The sequence below is a fragment of the Alteriqipengyuania halimionae genome (assembly GCF_009827575.1).
Lineage (GTDB): Bacteria > Pseudomonadota > Alphaproteobacteria > Sphingomonadales > Sphingomonadaceae > Alteriqipengyuania_A > Alteriqipengyuania_A halimionae.
This window is the reverse complement of record NZ_WTYR01000001.1, coordinates 2,251,286-2,267,028: the sequence shown is the minus strand read 5'-3', so window position 1 is coordinate 2,267,028 and position 15,743 is coordinate 2,251,286. Positions and strand designations below refer to the sequence as shown.

General features: G+C 63.9%; 13 protein-coding genes. 6 read left to right on the top strand and 7 right to left on the bottom strand.

Going from position 1 to position 15,743, the window contains the following annotated elements:
* The first annotated feature begins 58 nt into the window (after positions 1-58).
* Positions 59-646: a DUF305 domain-containing protein gene (locus tag GRI68_RS10835; RefSeq protein ID WP_160617258.1), complete on the top strand. Its 588-nt coding sequence runs from the start codon at positions 59-61 to the stop codon at positions 644-646.
* 14 nt (positions 647-660) lie between these two features.
* Here the strand turns inward: GRI68_RS10835 and GRI68_RS10830 are convergent, their stop codons facing one another.
* Positions 661-930 carry a metal-sensitive transcriptional regulator gene (locus tag GRI68_RS10830; protein WP_160617257.1) on the bottom strand — a complete coding sequence of 90 codons (270 nt, stop codon included), beginning with the start codon at positions 928-930 and terminating at the stop codon, positions 661-663.
* A gap of 77 nt (positions 931-1,007) precedes the next feature.
* Here GRI68_RS10830 and GRI68_RS10825 point away from each other — a divergent pair, with 77 nt between their 5' ends.
* The gene (locus GRI68_RS10825; RefSeq protein ID WP_160617256.1) at positions 1,008-2,720 is read left to right on the top strand and encodes a copper resistance system multicopper oxidase; all 1,713 of its coding nucleotides are present in this window, start codon (positions 1,008-1,010) and stop codon (positions 2,718-2,720) included.
* Positions 2,717-3,706: a copper resistance protein B gene (locus GRI68_RS10820; protein ID WP_160617255.1), complete on the top strand. Its 990-nt coding sequence runs from the start codon at positions 2,717-2,719 to the stop codon at positions 3,704-3,706. The genes GRI68_RS10825 and GRI68_RS10820 overlap by 4 nt, the downstream gene beginning before the upstream one ends.
* 347 nt (positions 3,707-4,053) lie before the next feature.
* On the opposite strand, the gene GRI68_RS10815 is transcribed toward GRI68_RS10820, so the two are convergent.
* The 4 genes from GRI68_RS10815 to GRI68_RS10800 all read right to left on the bottom strand — a co-directional run bounded on the left by GRI68_RS10815 (position 4,054) and on the right by GRI68_RS10800 (position 9,958).
* Positions 4,054-5,595, bottom strand: coding sequence for an acyl-CoA synthetase (locus GRI68_RS10815; RefSeq protein ID WP_160617254.1), 1,542 nt, complete (start codon positions 5,593-5,595; stop codon positions 4,054-4,056).
* Between the two features lie 148 nt (positions 5,596-5,743).
* Complete coding sequence (locus GRI68_RS10810; protein WP_160617253.1) at positions 5,744-6,403, bottom strand: M23 family metallopeptidase; 660 nt, start codon at positions 6,401-6,403, stop codon at positions 5,744-5,746.
* A 376-nt stretch (positions 6,404-6,779) separates the two neighbouring features.
* Positions 6,780-7,247: a peroxiredoxin gene (locus GRI68_RS10805; protein ID WP_160617252.1), complete on the bottom strand. Its 468-nt coding sequence runs from the start codon at positions 7,245-7,247 to the stop codon at positions 6,780-6,782.
* Positions 7,244-9,958 carry a bifunctional [glutamine synthetase] adenylyltransferase/[glutamine synthetase]-adenylyl-L-tyrosine phosphorylase gene (locus GRI68_RS10800; protein ID WP_160617251.1) on the bottom strand — a complete coding sequence of 905 codons (2,715 nt, stop codon included), beginning with the start codon at positions 9,956-9,958 and terminating at the stop codon, positions 7,244-7,246. Before GRI68_RS10800 ends, GRI68_RS10805 begins: the two co-directional genes overlap by 4 nt.
* An 85-nt stretch (positions 9,959-10,043) precedes the next feature.
* Here GRI68_RS10800 and GRI68_RS10795 point away from each other — a divergent pair, with 85 nt between their 5' ends.
* From GRI68_RS10795 to GRI68_RS13910, 3 genes are read left to right on the top strand one after another with little or no spacing between them, the layout of a single operon-like run.
* Positions 10,044-11,762: a M28 family metallopeptidase gene (locus tag GRI68_RS10795; protein ID WP_160617250.1), complete on the top strand. Its 1,719-nt coding sequence runs from the start codon at positions 10,044-10,046 to the stop codon at positions 11,760-11,762.
* Between the two features lies 1 nt (position 11,763).
* Complete coding sequence (locus GRI68_RS10790) at positions 11,764-12,747, top strand: agmatine deiminase family protein (RefSeq protein WP_160617249.1); 984 nt, start codon at positions 11,764-11,766, stop codon at positions 12,745-12,747.
* A gap of 35 nt (positions 12,748-12,782) precedes the next feature.
* The gene (locus tag GRI68_RS13910) at positions 12,783-12,905 is read left to right on the top strand and encodes a hypothetical protein (protein WP_267902106.1); all 123 of its coding nucleotides are present in this window, start codon (positions 12,783-12,785) and stop codon (positions 12,903-12,905) included.
* On the opposite strand, the gene GRI68_RS10785 is transcribed toward GRI68_RS13910, so the two are convergent.
* Positions 12,902-13,591 carry a sulfite exporter TauE/SafE family protein gene (locus GRI68_RS10785; protein WP_325063819.1) on the bottom strand — a complete coding sequence of 230 codons (690 nt, stop codon included), beginning with the start codon at positions 13,589-13,591 and terminating at the stop codon, positions 12,902-12,904. The two genes, GRI68_RS13910 and GRI68_RS10785, sit on opposite strands and share 4 nt — an antisense overlap.
* Before the next feature lie 61 nt (positions 13,592-13,652).
* Positions 13,653-15,683 carry a threonine--tRNA ligase gene (thrS, locus tag GRI68_RS10780; protein ID WP_160617248.1) on the bottom strand — a complete coding sequence of 677 codons (2,031 nt, stop codon included), beginning with the start codon at positions 15,681-15,683 and terminating at the stop codon, positions 13,653-13,655.
* Positions 15,684-15,743: the final 60 nt, after the last annotated feature.

Here is a 15,743-nt window from a genome sequence, read left to right as displayed (position 1 = left end):
TGCTCATTCTAGGAACCGAATACCCCGGGGGGGTGTATTTTCACTAGAGGAGGCGCAAATGGCGAACGAGAACACGACCACCACCGAAGGGGCTCACCAGAGCAAATGGACGATTTTTGCGGCGATGATCGCGACCTCGATCGTCACGATGTTCGTGCTCAAATACTCGAACGTCTATGAGCCGGGGCATGTCTGGTTCAGCCAGACCCGCATGTGGATGGCGCTGATGATGGGCATGGCGATGATCGTCATCATGCTCGGCTTCATGTGGGGCATGTATCGCACGCTGATGACCAAGGTGCTTGTCATGGCAGGCGCGGTGCTGGGCTTCGTGCTGTTTCTCTTTCTCGTCCGCAGTCAGGCTACGGTCGACGACGAGGCGTGGATGAAGGCGATGATTCCGCATCATTCCATCGCTGTGCTGACCAGTCGTCGCGCAGAAATCAGCGATCCCCGCGTTCGGGAACTCGCCGATGCGATCATCGAGGCGCAGGTGAAGGAAATCGCGCAGATGGAGATGCTGCTCGAAGAAATCGAACAGAATGGGGAACAGGGAAGCGGCGAGGCACTGCCACCGCGAAGCGCCGAGTTGACCGAGGGGCTTCGTCGCGAGGCACGCGAGGATGTCGGCCTTCAAGCGCCCTAGCGCGCCTGGGACCGTCAGCGCCGTTTGGCGAACAGGTCGACCAGTTCTTCAAACTTCTCGCGCTGGTCGGCTTCGTCGCCGCTGGCGATGGCTTCGGCCACGCAGCAGGCGGCATGATCCTTCAGAACCTGCGTCTCGACCTTCGCGAGCGCGGATTTCACCGCCTGCATCTGGTGCAGGATGTCGATGCAGTAACGGTCATCCTCGACCATCTGGCTGATACCGCGCACCTGGCCCGCGATCCGGTTCAGCCGGTTGATTTTCGCTGTTTTCGCGTCCGCCATTGCGCAAGGTCCAATTGTAATACCCTATGGGGGTATATATAGCAGCGTTCGCCGAATCAATCGCAGACAGGCCGACCATGCCCTCACTCTCGCGTCGCAACCTCATTCGCAGCACCGCTGCGCTTGCCGCAACCTGTGCGCTTCCGATGCCCGCATGGGCACGCGGCGCTTCATTGACCCATGCGAAAAACGGATTTGGGGAAGTATCGGGCGAGGGCATCCAGCTCGCGATCGGCGACCACCACTTCACCACCGGTGGTCGGTCGGGGCATGCGGTCGCGGTCAACGGCACGGTGCCGGGCCCGCTGTTGCGGCTGCGCGAAGGGCAGAACGCGCGCATTCATGTCACTAACAATCTCGACGTGGACAGCTCGATCCACTGGCATGGCCTGCTGGTGCCCTTCGAGTTCGACGGCGTGCCCGGCGTCAGCTTCCCCGGCATCGGGCCTGGCGAGCGTTTCACGTACGAATTCCCGATCCGGCAGACCGGCACCTACTGGTGGCACTCACACTCCGGCTTGCAGGAACAGGCGGGGCACTATGGCCCGATCATCGTCGAAAGCGCAGAGCCCGACCCGCGCTACGATCGCGACTATGTGGTGCTGCTGTCCGAGTTCACGCCGATGCATCCGCACGAGATCATGCGCAAGCTGAAGGTTGGCGAGCATTACTTCCAGCGCCAGATGCAGACCGCGACCGAGGGCGATATGTCGGGCGAGATGCGGCGCATGTGGGGCAAGATGCGCATGAATCCGCGCGACATCTCCGATGTGACGGGCACCACCTACACCTTCCTCATCAACGGGCACGGACCGCAGGACGACCTGCAACTCGCGTTCAACCCCGGCGAGCGGGTGCGGCTGCGCGTCATCAATGGATCGGCGATGACCTTCTTCAACGTGCGGCTGCCGGGCATGCCGATGACCGTAATCGCCGCCGACGGACAGGATGTGGACCCGGTCGAGGTGGACGAGTTCCAGATCGGTGTGGCCGAAACCTACGACGTCATCGTCACCCCGCCCGACGGCAGCCATGCGATCGTGGCCGAGGCGATGGACCGCAGCGGCATGGGCGTCGCCAGCCTGACGAGCCACGAGGGCCACCGTGCGACCCCGCCTCCGCTGCGCGAAATCCCGACGCTGTCCATGGTCGATATGGGCATGATGGACCATTCGGGCATGGCCGGGATGGAAGGCGCCGAAGCGATGAGCGGCGGCATGGATCACGCGATGCGCGACAAGTCGCTCGTGCCCGAGGATGTGAAAGTCGGTCCGGGTGTCGACATGATCGCACCGATGCCGATGGACCGAATGAATTTCCCCGGCCTCGGTCTCGATGAGGTGCCCCATCGCGTGCTGCGCTACACCGACCTCAAGGCGAAGCGGATGAACCCGCACCGCAGTGTGGACCGCGAGATGGAGATCCACCTCACGGGCAATATGGAACGCTACATGTGGAGCTTCGACGGCAAGAAGTTCACCGCCGTGACCGACGAACCGATCCGCTTCGGCTACGACGAGCGGGTGCGGGTGAAGCTGGTCAACGACACCATGATGGCGCACCCGATCCATCTGCACGGCCATTTCTTCGAACTGGTCAACGGTGCGGACCATATGCACCAGCCGCTGAAGCATACGGTGATCGTGCAACCCGGCGGCACTGCTACTTTCGACCTGACCGCGAACGAGCCGGGCGACTGGGCCTTCCACTGCCACCTGCTCTACCACATGCATGCAGGGATGATGCAGGTGGTGACCGTGCGACCTTTCCCCGCAGGAGACGGCGCATGATCCGCCTCGCACTGCTTGCCGGGGCGATGCTCGCTGCCAGTCCGCTCGCGGCGCAGGACCACGCGGCCCATGGAGAAAAGCCTGCCGCACAGTCGGAGGCGGATCACTGCGCGATGGGACACCTTCCGCCCGAGCAATGCCCGCGAAAGGATGATCCGAAGGAAGGCGTGTCCAAGACGGGCATGGATCATGGCTCGCACGGCGGGATGTCCGACAAGTCCGCTCCTGGTGCCGCGCCAGAGGATGCTGTGCCCGCACGCGCGCTCGAAGGGCCGCGCCACGCTGCCGATGCCATCTGGGGGCGTAAAGCGATGGAGCCGTCGCGCGCGCAACTGGCGCGCGAGAATGGCGGCATGACCACCGGCATGATTCTGGTTGAACGGCTCGAAGCACGCATCGCGGCGGATGGAGGCGAAGACGGCTATTTGTGGGATGCTCAGGGCTGGTATGGCGGCGACATCAACCGCTTCGTTTTCAAGACCGAAGGCGAAGGCGGCTTTGGCAGTGAACTGGAAGACGCCGAAATACAGGCACTCTACAGCCGCGCGATCGGGCCTTTCTTCGATTTGCAGGCGGGCGTGCGATTCGATCCCGAACCCGATAATCTCACGCATCTCGTGCTCGGCGTGCAGGCCCTTGCGCCCTACATGTTCCATGTCGACGGCGCGATCTTCCTGTCCGACCGGGGCGACCTGACGGGCAGGATCGAGGCCGAATACGACCAGAAGATCACGCAGCGACTGATCCTACAGCCTCGCATCGAGGCGGCGTTTGCCGCGCAGGACGTGCCAGACCGCGAGATCGGTGCAGGTATCACGAAGGTCGAGCCGGGGCTGCGGTTGCGATACGAAATCGCCCCCGAATTCGCGCCCTATGTAGGCTTTGAGTACGAAGCCAAGCTGGGCGAAACCGCCGATATTGCGCGCGCCGCAGGTGAAAGCCCTGACGGGCTGAAAGCAGTGCTCGGCCTGAGGATATGGTTCTAGACCGATTGGCGTGCGAGCGCTTTCGAGTGACGGCGTTCAGTGAACGGCGACATTGGGGCCAGGCCGACCTTTTCCGTGGGTTCAGCTCGGCTCGACCACCCGCTCCGGCGCGCCCCTTTCTCGCCAAGCGGGCAATTTTCCTACTGCGGGCAAATCGGATAAGAGGCGATCAGTTTTTTTCCATTGTCGACGGCTCGCGCTCGTTTTGCGGCCCGCCACCTGTGTCCGTCGACACACAATTTCGCCGCTAAAGGGCTGAACTATCCACTGAAAGCCGCAGAGGGCAAAAGTGACACGGTGTCGCCTTTGTCACCCTCGGGAGGCCATTAGGGTTGCGCTGCCGGGGCTTACCCGGCCTTCGCCGCGTCGCGATATTCGTCTCGCAGCAGGCGCTTGTAGAGCTTGCCGGTGGGTTCGCGCGGGAGCTCGGCGCGGAAATCGATCTGGCGGGGCATCTTCACCCGGCTGAGCCGCTCGCCGAGGAAGGCACAGAGCTCTTCCTCCAGCGCCTCGCCCGCGTCACCCTCCACCAGCGCCATGTCGACCGGCTGGACCACCGCGACGACCTTCTCGCCCAGATCGTCGTCGGGCGCGCCGATCACCGCGGCATCGGCCACCTTGTCGTGGGTCACCAGCAGGTTCTCGATCTCCTGCGGGTAGATGTTAACCCCGCCAGAGATGATCATGAAGCTCTTGCGGTCGGTCAGGTAGAGGAAGCCGTCCTCGTCCTGCCGTCCGACATCGCCGAGCGAGGTCCAGCCATGCTTGTTGGTGGCGTCGGCGGTCTTGTCGGGATCGTTGTGGTAGGAGAACGGCTTGCCGTCGGAGAAGAAGACCTGGCCTTCCTCGCCATGCAGCACTTCGTCGCCATGCTCGTCGCAGATGCGGACCGTGCCGATCACCGCCTTGCCGACCGAGCCCTTGCGCTCCTGCCAATCGGTCGAATTGATGAAGGTGAAACCATTGCCTTCGGTCCCGGCATAATATTCGAACAGGACCGGGCCCCACCAGTCGATCATCGCTTCCTTCACCGGCACCGGACACGGCGCGGCGGCGTGGATCGCGCAGCGCAGGCTCGAGGCGTCATATTTCGCGCGGATTTCGCCGGGCAGCTTGAGCATACGGACGAAATGGGTCGGCACGAATTGCGCGTCGGTGACCTCGTGCTCCTCGATCACGGCGAGCGCGCGTTCGGGATCGAACTTCTCCATCACCACCACCGTGCCGCCCAACCGCTGGATTGTCATCGACCAGCGCAGGGGCGCGGCGTGATAGAGCGGAGCAGGCGAAAGATAGACGCTGTCGGGTTTGATCCCGAAGGCCATGGTGGCGAGGCCGATCATCGCATTGGGCGCGGTCAGCTCGGGCTCGTCTGGCAACGGCAGGCGCACGCCCTTGGGCTGGCCGGTGGTGCCGCTGGAATAAAGCATGTCGGAGCCCGCGCGTTCGTCGGCGATCGGCTCTGTCGGCATAGCGCTAAGCGCCGCCGCGAGATCGCGCTCGCCCTCTCCGCCCACGCGCAATTGCGGCACGCCGCCGCAATCCTTCGCCACCGCATCGAACAGCTCGGCCTGCTTTTCGGTGCAGAACAGCAGCTTCGCGCCGCTATCCTTGAGGATGTAGCAGATTTCGGGCGCGGTCAGCCGGTTGGAGATCGCAACCATCAGCCCCCCGGCGCGATTGATGCCCCAGGCGAGCGGATAATACATCGCATCGTTGTCGAGGCAGATCGCGACCGGATCCTCGATCCCGACCCCGCGATCGCGTAGCAATTGCGCGACCCGGTTCGATTGCGCTTCGAGTTCGGCATAGGTGAGCGTCTCGCACGACCCGGCCATGATCAGCGCAGGCTTGTCCGGCTGGCTCGCCGCGTGAACCGATGGATGCATGTTTTCTCTCCCTTGCGAGGGAGTTTAACCGAGCGATTAAATCGCGCAAGGAGGATTCACTGCAGACCAGGCAGCGCGCACGAAAAAGGCGACGGGATCGCCGTCGCCTTCAACTGCTTCGAAGAGAAGCGGAAACTGGATGGTGGGGTTATTCGGGGCCGCCCTGGCCCGTCAGATCGCCATAACGTGCGGCGAAGGTTTCCTGATCGATGGCGCCCGTCATGTAGGGGGTGGGATCGACCGGCGCGTTGGCGACGCGGACTTCGTAGTGGAGGTGCGGGCCGGTCGAGTTGCCGGTCGAACCGACATAACCGATCAGCTGGCCCTTGGTGACGCGCTCGCCGGCGGCAACCGACATCCGCGACATGTGGGCATAGCGGGTTTCGAGATCGCCGCCATGATCGAGCTGGACCATCAGGCCGTAACCGCCGCGACGCGAGGCCGATTCCACGATCCCGTCGGCCGTGGCGTAGATCGGCGTACCGGTCGGCGCAGCGAGATCGATGCCGGTGTGGGCGCGACGCTTCTTGAAGATCGGGTGGTTGCGCATGCCGTAGCTGGAGGTGAGACGCGCACTCGACAGCGGCATGGAGGAGGGGATGGAGACTTCGGCACCGATATCGCCGGCATCGACATTGCGACCTTCGTCGGCAGCTTCCCAACGATCGAACAGGTCCGAGAACCGCTCCTCGTTAAGCTCGCTCTCCGAAGCTTCGGCATCCGCGGCAGAAGCCGGCGTTGCTGCAAGCAACATCGCACTGGCGAAAGCGGCACCGATTGCGCGTTTGAAGGTCGAAACACCTACCATAAAAATACCCGTCCATTTGGCGGCGTTGGAACGCCGTCTTTACCCCGGCTGCCCTTGCATCGATCGATGCCGAAGCAGCTCCAAAAAATTCTGCGATCCGTGTTGGGAACGTTTTCCCTGCATCGCTGTTATTAATCGTAGGCGAGAACCTGACGCTGGCAAGCGAGGGTTCCCCGATTCACGGTCAGTCGGTGATTTGGTGCGTTGAACCGTTTCAACACGCGACGAACCGTGGGATTGATCCATATTCCTGCGATGAACTGTGAAAGCGGCCTAATATCAGGGCTTTGCGGCGCTACATTATGTGAAATCGGCGCAATTTCATTGCCAAAAGGTAAAATTCCGGACGCTTTGGACGGAGTCCTGTGACTCTCGATTAGGCGTTTCGAACCACCTCGAGCACCTCTCGTGCGTGCTCCTTGACCTTCACCTTGGGCCACACGCGCACGACCTTCCCCTCTTCGTTGAGCAGCACCGTGGTGCGCACCATGCCCATGAAGGTCTTTCCGTACATCTTCTTCTCGGTCCACACGCCCATCGCGTCGGAGAGGCCATCGGTTTCGGGATCGGTCGCGAGATCGACGGTCAAATCGTGCTTGGCGATGAAGTTGCGGTGTTTCTGCGGCGAATCCTTGCTGATGCCCAGGATCGTGCAACCGGAAGCGGCGAACTCGTCCTTGAGTTCGGAGAAGTCCTTCGCCTCGGTCGTGCAGCCCGGCGTATTGTCCTTCGGGTAGAAAAACAGCACGGCTTTCGTTCCGGCGAGATCGGATGGGCGGACCTCGCCCCCGTCGGGCGTCTCCATGGCGATGTCTGGGAGGGTCTGTCCTTCGGTGATCGTCATGTATCCAGCTCCAGTTCGGTGTCGAAAATACGGGCCCACTCTTCCGCCACGACCTTCCGGGCGGCGATAAGCGCGGTTTCAAGCGCGTCCCATGTGGGCTGCCGGGCAGTCCGCGCAAGGGCGGCCGCGGCGGCGGGCGGCGGCGTCCTGCCATCGGGCGCGAGCATCCGCGCGGCGATCATGGTGCGTGCCATCAACTCGCCAGCGGACTGCATCTCGTTCGAAAGCAGCCCTTTATCGCAGAGCGCGTCGATCGCTTCGGACAGGGAAGGCGACAGCGCCACGCGATCGCGCAACTGGAGGAAGTGGACGATGAATTCGCAGTCGACCAGACCCCCGCGCACCAATTTCAGATCGAGTGGCCCGAGCGGTGGCTTGTGGCGCGCCATCTCGTCGCGCATCGCGAGGATATTGTCGCGCAATTGCTGCGGGTCCCGCTCCTGAACCAGGATGTCGCGCACCAGCGTATCGACCGCGTCGCGCACTGGCGGTGTGCCATAAAGCGGACGCGCGCGGGTCAGCGCCATGTGCTCCCACGTCCAGGCTTCCTCGCGCTGATAATGCTCGAACCGGTCGAGGCTGACCGCGAGCGGCCCTTGCGTGCCGGAGGGGCGAAGCCGCGTATCGACTTCGTAGAGTGCACCGGCGGCGGTGGGCACGCTGAGCGCGGCGGTGATACGCTGGGCGAGCCGGTTATAGTAATGCGACACCGACAGCGGTCGGTCGCCATCGCTTTCGCTCGCTTCGGGCTGCGGATGGAGAAAGACAATGTCGAGGTCGGAAAGGTGGGTGAGTTCGCCGCCGCCAAGTCTTCCCAGGCCCATCACCACGATCTCGCTATCGGCGAAGCGCCCATGCGCGCGGGCGAATTCGGCTTCGGCAGCCTTGCCAAGGACCACGATCGCCGCTTCGGCAACCCGCGACAGCGCGGCACCGATCTCGAGCGGATCGCGCGCCGCTTCGATCAATTGCACGCCCAGCAGGAAACGCCACTCGCCGACACGTCGCCGCACGCGGTCGAGCAGCGCTTCGTAATCCTCTCCGATATCGACCCGCGCAAGGTCGGCGACGATTTCCTCGACCGAGCCAGGCAGTTCGCTGGCGCCGGTATCGATCAGCGGATCGAACAGTTCGGGACGGCTTGCGAGCCCGTCGGCGAGGGTCGGGGCGAGCGAAAGGATCGCGGCGAGGCGTTCGAGCAAGGCCGGGCGCGCCTCGAGGAGGCGGAAGAGGTTGATGCCCGTGGGCATGTGGGCCAGCAGGTCTTCCCACCGGGCAAGCGCATGATTGGGTTCGGGGGCGTCTGCCAGCGCCTCGAGCAACCGGTCGCGGATTGCGTCGAAAGCCTGTCGCGCGGGTTCGGAGCGCAGGGCGCGGAACTTCGCCCCCGTCCAGCTCTCGACGCGGCGCGCGACCTCTTCCGGATTTTCAAACGGCAGTGAAGATATCGATTGTGCGAGCGACGACCCTGTCGGCTTGGGGCTTTCCTCGCTCGACAGCGTATCGAGCAGGGCATCGTATCGATCCGCCACGCCGGTGGTGATCGAACGCACCTCTTCGATTAGCGCCTCGCCGCTTTCGCATCCGTCGAGCGCGGCGATTGCGGCAATTCCCTCGGTGCTGTCGGGCAGAGCATGGACTTGCCGATCCCCGACCATTTGCAGGCGGTGTTCGAGCGTGCGGAGCCGGGCATAGGCATTGCCGAGCACGATGGAATCCTCGTCCGAAATGCGTCCGGCGCGCGCCAGCGCCTCGAGGGCGGCGCGCGTGTCGCGTTGGCGCAGCGCTGGCTCTCTTCCGCCATGGATCAGCTGGTGGATCTGGGCGAAGAACTCGATCTCGCGGATGCCGCCCCGCCCCTTCTTCAAATCGTAGCCGGGACCGACCGTCTCGGCTCCTTCATTGTTGGCGCGGATCTTGGCCGAAAGCCGTCCCATTTCGACGATCGCCCCGAAGTCGAGGCTCGATCGCCAGACGAACGGACGGATCGCCTGCAGGAACGCGTCGCCCGCGCCGATGTCGCCGGCAGCCGCGCGGGCGCGGATGAACGCAGCCCGCTCCCATGCCAGCGCCGAACTCTCGTAATGGGTCAGAGCGGCGAGCAGCGGGACCGCGAGCGGGCTGATTTCCGAGGCCGGTCGCAACCGCAGGTCGACGCGGAACACGAAGCCCTCTTCGGTCACTTCGCTCAGCAGCGACACGATTTCGCGGGCATAGCGCTGCGCCGCTTCGCCCGGCTCGTCCCGGTCCCGTCGAGGTAAGCGATGGGGATCGTAAAGCAGGATCGGATCGATGTCCGACGAATAGTTGAGCTCGCGCGCGCCATGCTTGCCAAGCGCTAGCGCGATGAACCCGTCTGGCTCGGCATCCTCCCCCACCCGCCGCCGGATTGCATGGGTGATCGCGCGATCGAGCGCGCGGTCGGCGCAGTCGGAAAGCTCGGACATTACTTGGTCGAGGCCGAAAACACCGGCGAGATCACCGATGCCGAGCACCAGGGCCAGCGCGTTGCGCTCACGGCGCAATGCGGCGCCGAGATGTGGCGCGGCCGCCCCTGCCGCGCGCGCGGCGAGCAGGGCTTCCTCGAACAGCCCCTGATCGAGTAGATCGGCCAGCAGGTCGAACCGCTCGAGCCCGCGTGCGAGATAGGGCGCGTGGGCGCGCGCTCTTGCAATCGCGTCTGTCCCCATGTCCTGCGCGGTGCTGACCATGGCGCCTGTCTAGCGAGCTCGCGCTTGCGGGCAAGGCGCGGCTCTGGCAATCTGCATCCAAATGATTTTGCTGGAGAGCTTTTCCATGATCCGCCGCGTTCTCGCCCTCAGCGCCGCCATTGCGCTCGCCGCCTGCAATTCGAGCTCCGAAGAACCGCAAGAGATCGTGGTCGACACGACCGGTCTGGACATTCCCGATGTCGAGGTGCCCGAGATTTCGCTCGAAACCGTGCGCGAAGGCACGCGCGCGCTGTCGTCCGATGCTTTCGAAGGCCGGGCTCCCGGGACGCTCGGCGAAGAACTGACGCTCGCCTGGCTCGTCGACAAGTTCAAGGCGGCGGGGCTCCAACCGGGCAATGACGGCAGCTGGTTCCAGGACGTTCCGCTGGTCGAGATCACCGGCAGCAACTTCGCTCCGCTCACGGTCGAGGCCGGGAACGAGACGCTGAAGTTCAATTATCAGGACGATTGGGTCGGCGTGTCCTATCGCGAAACGCCCACGACCGCGATCAAGGACAGCGAGCTCGTGTTCGTGGGATACGGCATCGTCGCACCCGAAAAGGACTGGAACGACTACGAAGGCGTGGACATGAAGGGGAAGACCGCGGTCATCCTCGTCAACGATCCTGATTTCGGCGTCGAAGGGCTCGACGGTCCGTTCAACGGCAAGGCGATGACCTATTACGGTCGCTGGACCTACAAGTACGAGGAAGCCGCACGCCAGGGCGCGGTGGGCGCAATCATCATCCATGACACGGCGCCGGCGTCGTATGGCTGGACAACGGTGCGCAACAGCTGGTCGGGCGCGCAGAGCTATGCCCAGCGCGACGACAAGGGCGCAAGCCAGACCCAGATGAATGGCTGGGTGACCAAGGATGCCGCCGAAGAAATCCTGCGCGCTTCGGGCAAGGATCTCGCCCAGATGACCGCCGCTGCGCGTCGCGACGGGTTCAAGGCTGTGCCGCTTGATGCGACCATTTCGACTTCCTTCGACAACAGTTTCCGCAATTATGAATCGAAAAATGTGATCGGGATTCTGCCTGGCACCAAGCGGCCCGACGAATATGTGCTGTTCACCGCCCACTGGGATCACTTGGGTAAATGCGAGCCGGGTGCCGAGGATGAAATCTGCAACGGTGCGATCGACAACGCGACCGGCACCGCAGCGCTCGTCGCACTGGCCGAAGCCAATGCCAAGGCCGGCGCCGCGGATCGCAGCATGGTGTTCCTCGCCGTGACCGCAGAGGAGCAGGGGCTGCTGGGGTCCGAATATTACGGGGCGAATCCGGTCTTCCCGCTGAACAAGACCGTCGGCGGGGTGAACATGGATGCGCTGTCGCTGGCTGGCAAATCGAATGATGTCACCGTGGTCGGCCCCGGCAAGTCGCAGCTTGATGCCTTCCTCGATGCAGCGCTCAAGGCCGATGGCCGCACCGCGACCCCCAACCCCAATCCCGAAGCGGGCTACTACTACCGTTCTGATCATTTCAGCATGGCCAAGCGCGGATTGCCGATGCTCTATATCGATGGCGGGCAGGACCTCGTCGATGGCGGTGTCGAGGCTGGCAAGGCTTACGAAACGGCCTATCGCGACGATGCTTACCATGCGCCGGGCGACGAGTTCGACGAGAACTGGGACTGGTCGGGCGTGATGCAGGATCTGGCGCTGTTCTATCGTCTCGGCCGGATGCTGGCGATGTCGACGAGTTGGCCGAACTGGAACGAGGGCGACGAATTCCGCCGCTTGCGTGACGAGCAGTGCACGGGCGTGGCCCCGTGCAATCCGGCCGCGACCAAGGGCTGAGATGACGCGCCTTCTCCCGCCCGAATGGGCGCCGCAGGATTGGCTGTGGATCGGTTTTCCGCATGAAGAGGCCGAATGGCCCGGCGTGATCGCTCGTGCGCAGGAGCAGATCGCGGCCTATGCCAACGCCGTCGCCGAAAGCGGACAGGAGGTTCGCCTGCTGGTGCGCGATGCCGCGAACGAAGCGCGTGCGAAGTCGCTGGTGTCGGCTGGAGTCACGCTGGAGCGGCGACGTTACGGGGACATCTGGATACGCGACACAGGGCCGTTGACGGTCATCGATGCTGGGGAGAGGCGCGCGCTGCGCTTCGGGTTCAATGGCTGGGGCGGCAAGTATCTGATGGATGGCGACCGTGAGATCGGCGCAGACATCGCACGTGACGCCGGTCTGCCGGTCGAAGAGCACGAATGGATCCTCGAAGGCGGGGCAATCGATGTCGACGGGGCGGGGCATCTCGTGACCACCGCGCAATGCGTTCCCAACGCCAATCGCAACGCCGATTTTTCGTGCGAAGACGCGGCGGCGCGGATGCGCGAGGCGTTCGGCGTGGACGACGTTATCTGGCTGGGCGACGGTCTGGTCAACGATCACACCGACGGTCATGTCGACAATCTCGCCCGCTTCGTGGCGCCCAATGCCCTGGCGCTTCCTGTCCCGAGCGGCGCGGACGATCCCAATGCCGGGGTCTATGCCGATGCCCGTGCACGGATTGGCAAGACCAACCTGTCGCTGTTCGACGTACCCTCCCCGGGCAGGATCACGATGGGCGACGAGGTCGTCCCGGCAAGCTACATGAACTTTGCAATCACGAATGCACTGGTTGTGGTGCCGACCTATGGTTCGGTCCATGACGCCGAAGCGGTCTCCGCAATTGCCGAGCTGTTTCCCGGCCGAGAGACGATCGGCTTACAGGCGGACGCGGTGCTCGCAGGCGGCGGATCGTTTCACTGCGCGTCGATGCAAATGCCGAGCGAACCGGATTAACGCTTTCTTAGCGCGGCCATGCGAGAGTCTCGATCATGGCGAATTCTTCACGTGCAGCACAGATCGAGACACTCGGGCAGGCGGATATCGTCCGCAGCCTGTTCGTGATCGCCTGCGCTGCCGCACTGATCTTCGCCGGGCAGCCGCTGCCCTATTAGGCGACGAGTTTCGCCAGCGCCGCCATCGCTGCGGCTGCCAGCACCACCCCTACGAAGATGCGCCAGGCGCGGTCCGATACATGGCCGTCGGCCTTGCGGCCGAGCCATGTGCCGACCAGCACGACGGGTAGCAGCAGCGCGCCCAACAGCGCGAACCGCCCTTCCATCCGTCCCAGCGCAACGCCCGATCCGATCCCGATCGCTGCGGCGAAAGTGAAGATCAGGATCATCGAGCTTTTGGCCGCCTGCCGCGGAATCGCGCGCCCGACGTAATAGGGTACCACCGGGGGGCCTGGCATGCCGGCGAACCCGGTCAGGACACCGGTCGCCACGCCGGTCAGCCCCGTTGTCACGGCGCCAGGCTGTTCGGGCTCGCGCACCGGAAACAGGATTGCGACGAACGCGGAAAGCGCGACCAGAGCGATCAGCAACCGGGCAATGTCGGGCGGGGTCGCCGCGAGCAGGGCTAGCCCCGGAAGTGTCGTCAGCAGCACCAGGCCGATGATCGCCCAGACACTCTTCTCCGCTTCGCGCAGCAGGCGCGGCAGTTCGAGACCGCCGATCAGCAGCGCAACTACGTTGGTGGTCAGGACCGCCTCGACGGGAGTGAGCGCCAACGCCAGCACCGGCACCAGGAGGATCGCGAGGCCGAACCCCGCCAGCCCGCGAATGAACGCGGCGACCAGCCCGGTGCCGAGCGCAACCGCGAGCTGCAGTGCGGTGAATCCGGCGAGGGCTTCCAGTGGATCAGCCCTGCTTCAGATCGGGTGGGGTGGCAGCGTCTTTCAGCATCGCAATGGCCTCGTCCAGGCTCATCACGCGTTGCTCCTTTTCGCCCAGTGTGCGGACGGCGACCGTGCCTTCCTCGGCCTCGCGCTTGCCGACTACCAGCAGGTGCGGAACCTTGGCGAGCGAGTGTTCGCGCACCTTGTAGTTGATCTTCTCGTTGCGCAGGTCGCTCTCGACGCGGATCCCCGCTGCTTCCAGTTTCGCAACCGCTTCCTTGGCATAGTCGTCCGCATCCGAAACGATCGTCGCGACCACCGCCTGCACCGGTGCAAGCCAGACGGGTAGTCGACCAGCGAAATGCTCGATCAGGATGCCGATGAAGCGCTCGTACGATCCGAAGATCGCGCGGTGCAGCATGACCGGGCGATGACGCTCGCCATCCTCGCCGACATAGGTCGCATCGAGCCGTTCCGGCAGCACGCGGTCGCCTTGGATCGTGCCGACCTGCCAGGTCCGCCCGATCGCGTCGGTCAGGTGCCATTCGAGCTTGGGCGCATAGAACGCACCTTCGCCGGGGAGTTCCTCCCAGCCATACTCGTCATTGGCCATGCCCGCTTCTTCGACCGCGTCGCGCATTTCCTGCTCGGCCTTGTCCCACATTTCATCCGAGCCGAACCGCTTTTCAGGACGCAGGGCGAGCTTGACGTCGTACTCGAAACCGAAGTCCTTGTAGACGCTGTCGGCCAGTTCGCAGAACGCGCGAACCTCTTCGACGACCTGCGCTTCGGTGCAGAAGATATGCGCATCGTCCTGGGTGAACTGGCGCACGCGCATCAGTCCGTGGAGCGCGCCATGCGGCTCGTTGCGATGGCAGCAGCCCATCTCGCCCAAGCGGATCGGCAGGTCGCGATAGGAGGTGATACCCTGCTTGAACACGAGCACATGCGCCGGGCAATTCATCGGCTTGATCGCCATCCAGTCGGCATCGGCGGCGACCTCGGGCGCGGCCCCCTTGCCGTCGTTGTCGTCTCCAAGGCCTTCGATCTCGGGCACGATATCGGGCACCGCGAACATGTTCTCGGCATATTTGCCCCAGTGGCCGGACTGCTCCCACTGGCGCACATCCATCAATTGCGGGGTCTTGATCTCGCGATAGCCGGCACCGTCCATCTTGCGGCGCATATAGGCCTCGAGCTCGCGCCAGATGCGATAGCCCTTGGGGTGCCAGAAGACGCTGCCATGTGCTTCTTCCTGCAGGTGGAACAGGTCCATCTCGCGGCCCAGCTTGCGGTGGTCGCGCTTGGCGGCTTCCTCGAGCCGGTGGAGATGCGCGTTGAGCTGCTTCTTGTTGAGCCAGCCTGTGCCGTAGATGCGCGTGAGCTGCGCGTTGTTTTGGTCGCCTCGCCAATAGGCCCCGGCAACGCGCATCAGCTTAAACGCCTGCGGATCGAGCTTGCCCGTGCTGGGCAGGTGCGGGCCGCGGCACATGTCGAGCCAGTCTTCGCCCGACCAGTAGACCGTCAGCTCTTCGTTCTCGGGCAGTTCCTTGGCCCATTCGGCCTTGAAGGTCTCGCCCTCGGTTTCCCACTTCTCGATCAGCTGCTGGCGCGACCACACTTCGCGGCGCAGCGGCTTGTCAGCCTTGATGATCTCGCGCATCTTTTCCTCGATCGCGGGGAGATCGTCCATGCTGAACGGATCGCGGCTTTCGGGTGCCTTGACGTCGTAATAGAAACCGTCGTCCGTCGCCGGGCCGAAGGTAATTTGCGTGCCGGGCCAAAGTGCCTGCACCGCTTCGGCCAGAACGTGGGCGTAGTCGTGGCGCGCGAGTTCGAGCGCGTCTTCCTCGTCGCGCGACGTGACCAGCGCGAGCTCGGCATCGCCTTCGAACGGGCGGTTGATGTCGCGCAATTCTCCATCGACGCGGGCGGCGATGGCGGCCTTGGCCAGGCCGGGCCCGATCGCGGCGGCGACGTCTGCCGGGGTGGAGCCTTCCTCCATCTCGCGCACGGAACCATCGGGCAGGCTGATCTTGAGCAGTTCGGTCATCGGTCTCGTCCAGTTGTTGCGCGCGCCATTGCACAGGCGCGCACGCGAAAAAAGCGCGAC

Excerpts from the sequence above, each read along its gene's own strand:
- GRI68_RS10835 (WP_160617258.1), top strand. The coding sequence starts at position 59 with ATGGCGAACGAGAACACGACCACCACCGAAGGGGCTCACCAGAGCAAA.
- GRI68_RS10830 (WP_160617257.1), bottom strand. The coding sequence starts at position 930 with ATGGCGGACGCGAAAACAGCGAAAATCAACCGGCTGAACCGGATCGCG.
- GRI68_RS10825 (WP_160617256.1), top strand. The coding sequence starts at position 1,008 with ATGCCCTCACTCTCGCGTCGCAACCTCATTCGCAGCACCGCTGCGCTT.
- GRI68_RS10820 (WP_160617255.1), top strand. The coding sequence starts at position 2,717 with ATGATCCGCCTCGCACTGCTTGCCGGGGCGATGCTCGCTGCCAGTCCG.
- GRI68_RS10815 (WP_160617254.1), bottom strand. The coding sequence starts at position 5,595 with ATGCATCCATCGGTTCACGCGGCGAGCCAGCCGGACAAGCCTGCGCTG.
- GRI68_RS10810 (WP_160617253.1), bottom strand. The coding sequence starts at position 6,403 with ATGGTAGGTGTTTCGACCTTCAAACGCGCAATCGGTGCCGCTTTCGCC.
- GRI68_RS10805 (WP_160617252.1), bottom strand. The coding sequence starts at position 7,247 with ATGACGATCACCGAAGGACAGACCCTCCCAGACATCGCCATGGAGACG.
- GRI68_RS10800 (WP_160617251.1), bottom strand. The coding sequence starts at position 9,958 with ATGGTCAGCACCGCGCAGGACATGGGGACAGACGCGATTGCAAGAGCG.
- GRI68_RS10795 (WP_160617250.1), top strand. The coding sequence starts at position 10,044 with ATGATCCGCCGCGTTCTCGCCCTCAGCGCCGCCATTGCGCTCGCCGCC.
- GRI68_RS10790 (WP_160617249.1), top strand. The coding sequence starts at position 11,764 with ATGACGCGCCTTCTCCCGCCCGAATGGGCGCCGCAGGATTGGCTGTGG.
- GRI68_RS13910 (WP_267902106.1), top strand. The coding sequence starts at position 12,783 with ATGGCGAATTCTTCACGTGCAGCACAGATCGAGACACTCGGGCAGGCG.
- thrS (WP_160617248.1), bottom strand. The coding sequence starts at position 15,683 with ATGACCGAACTGCTCAAGATCAGCCTGCCCGATGGTTCCGTGCGCGAG.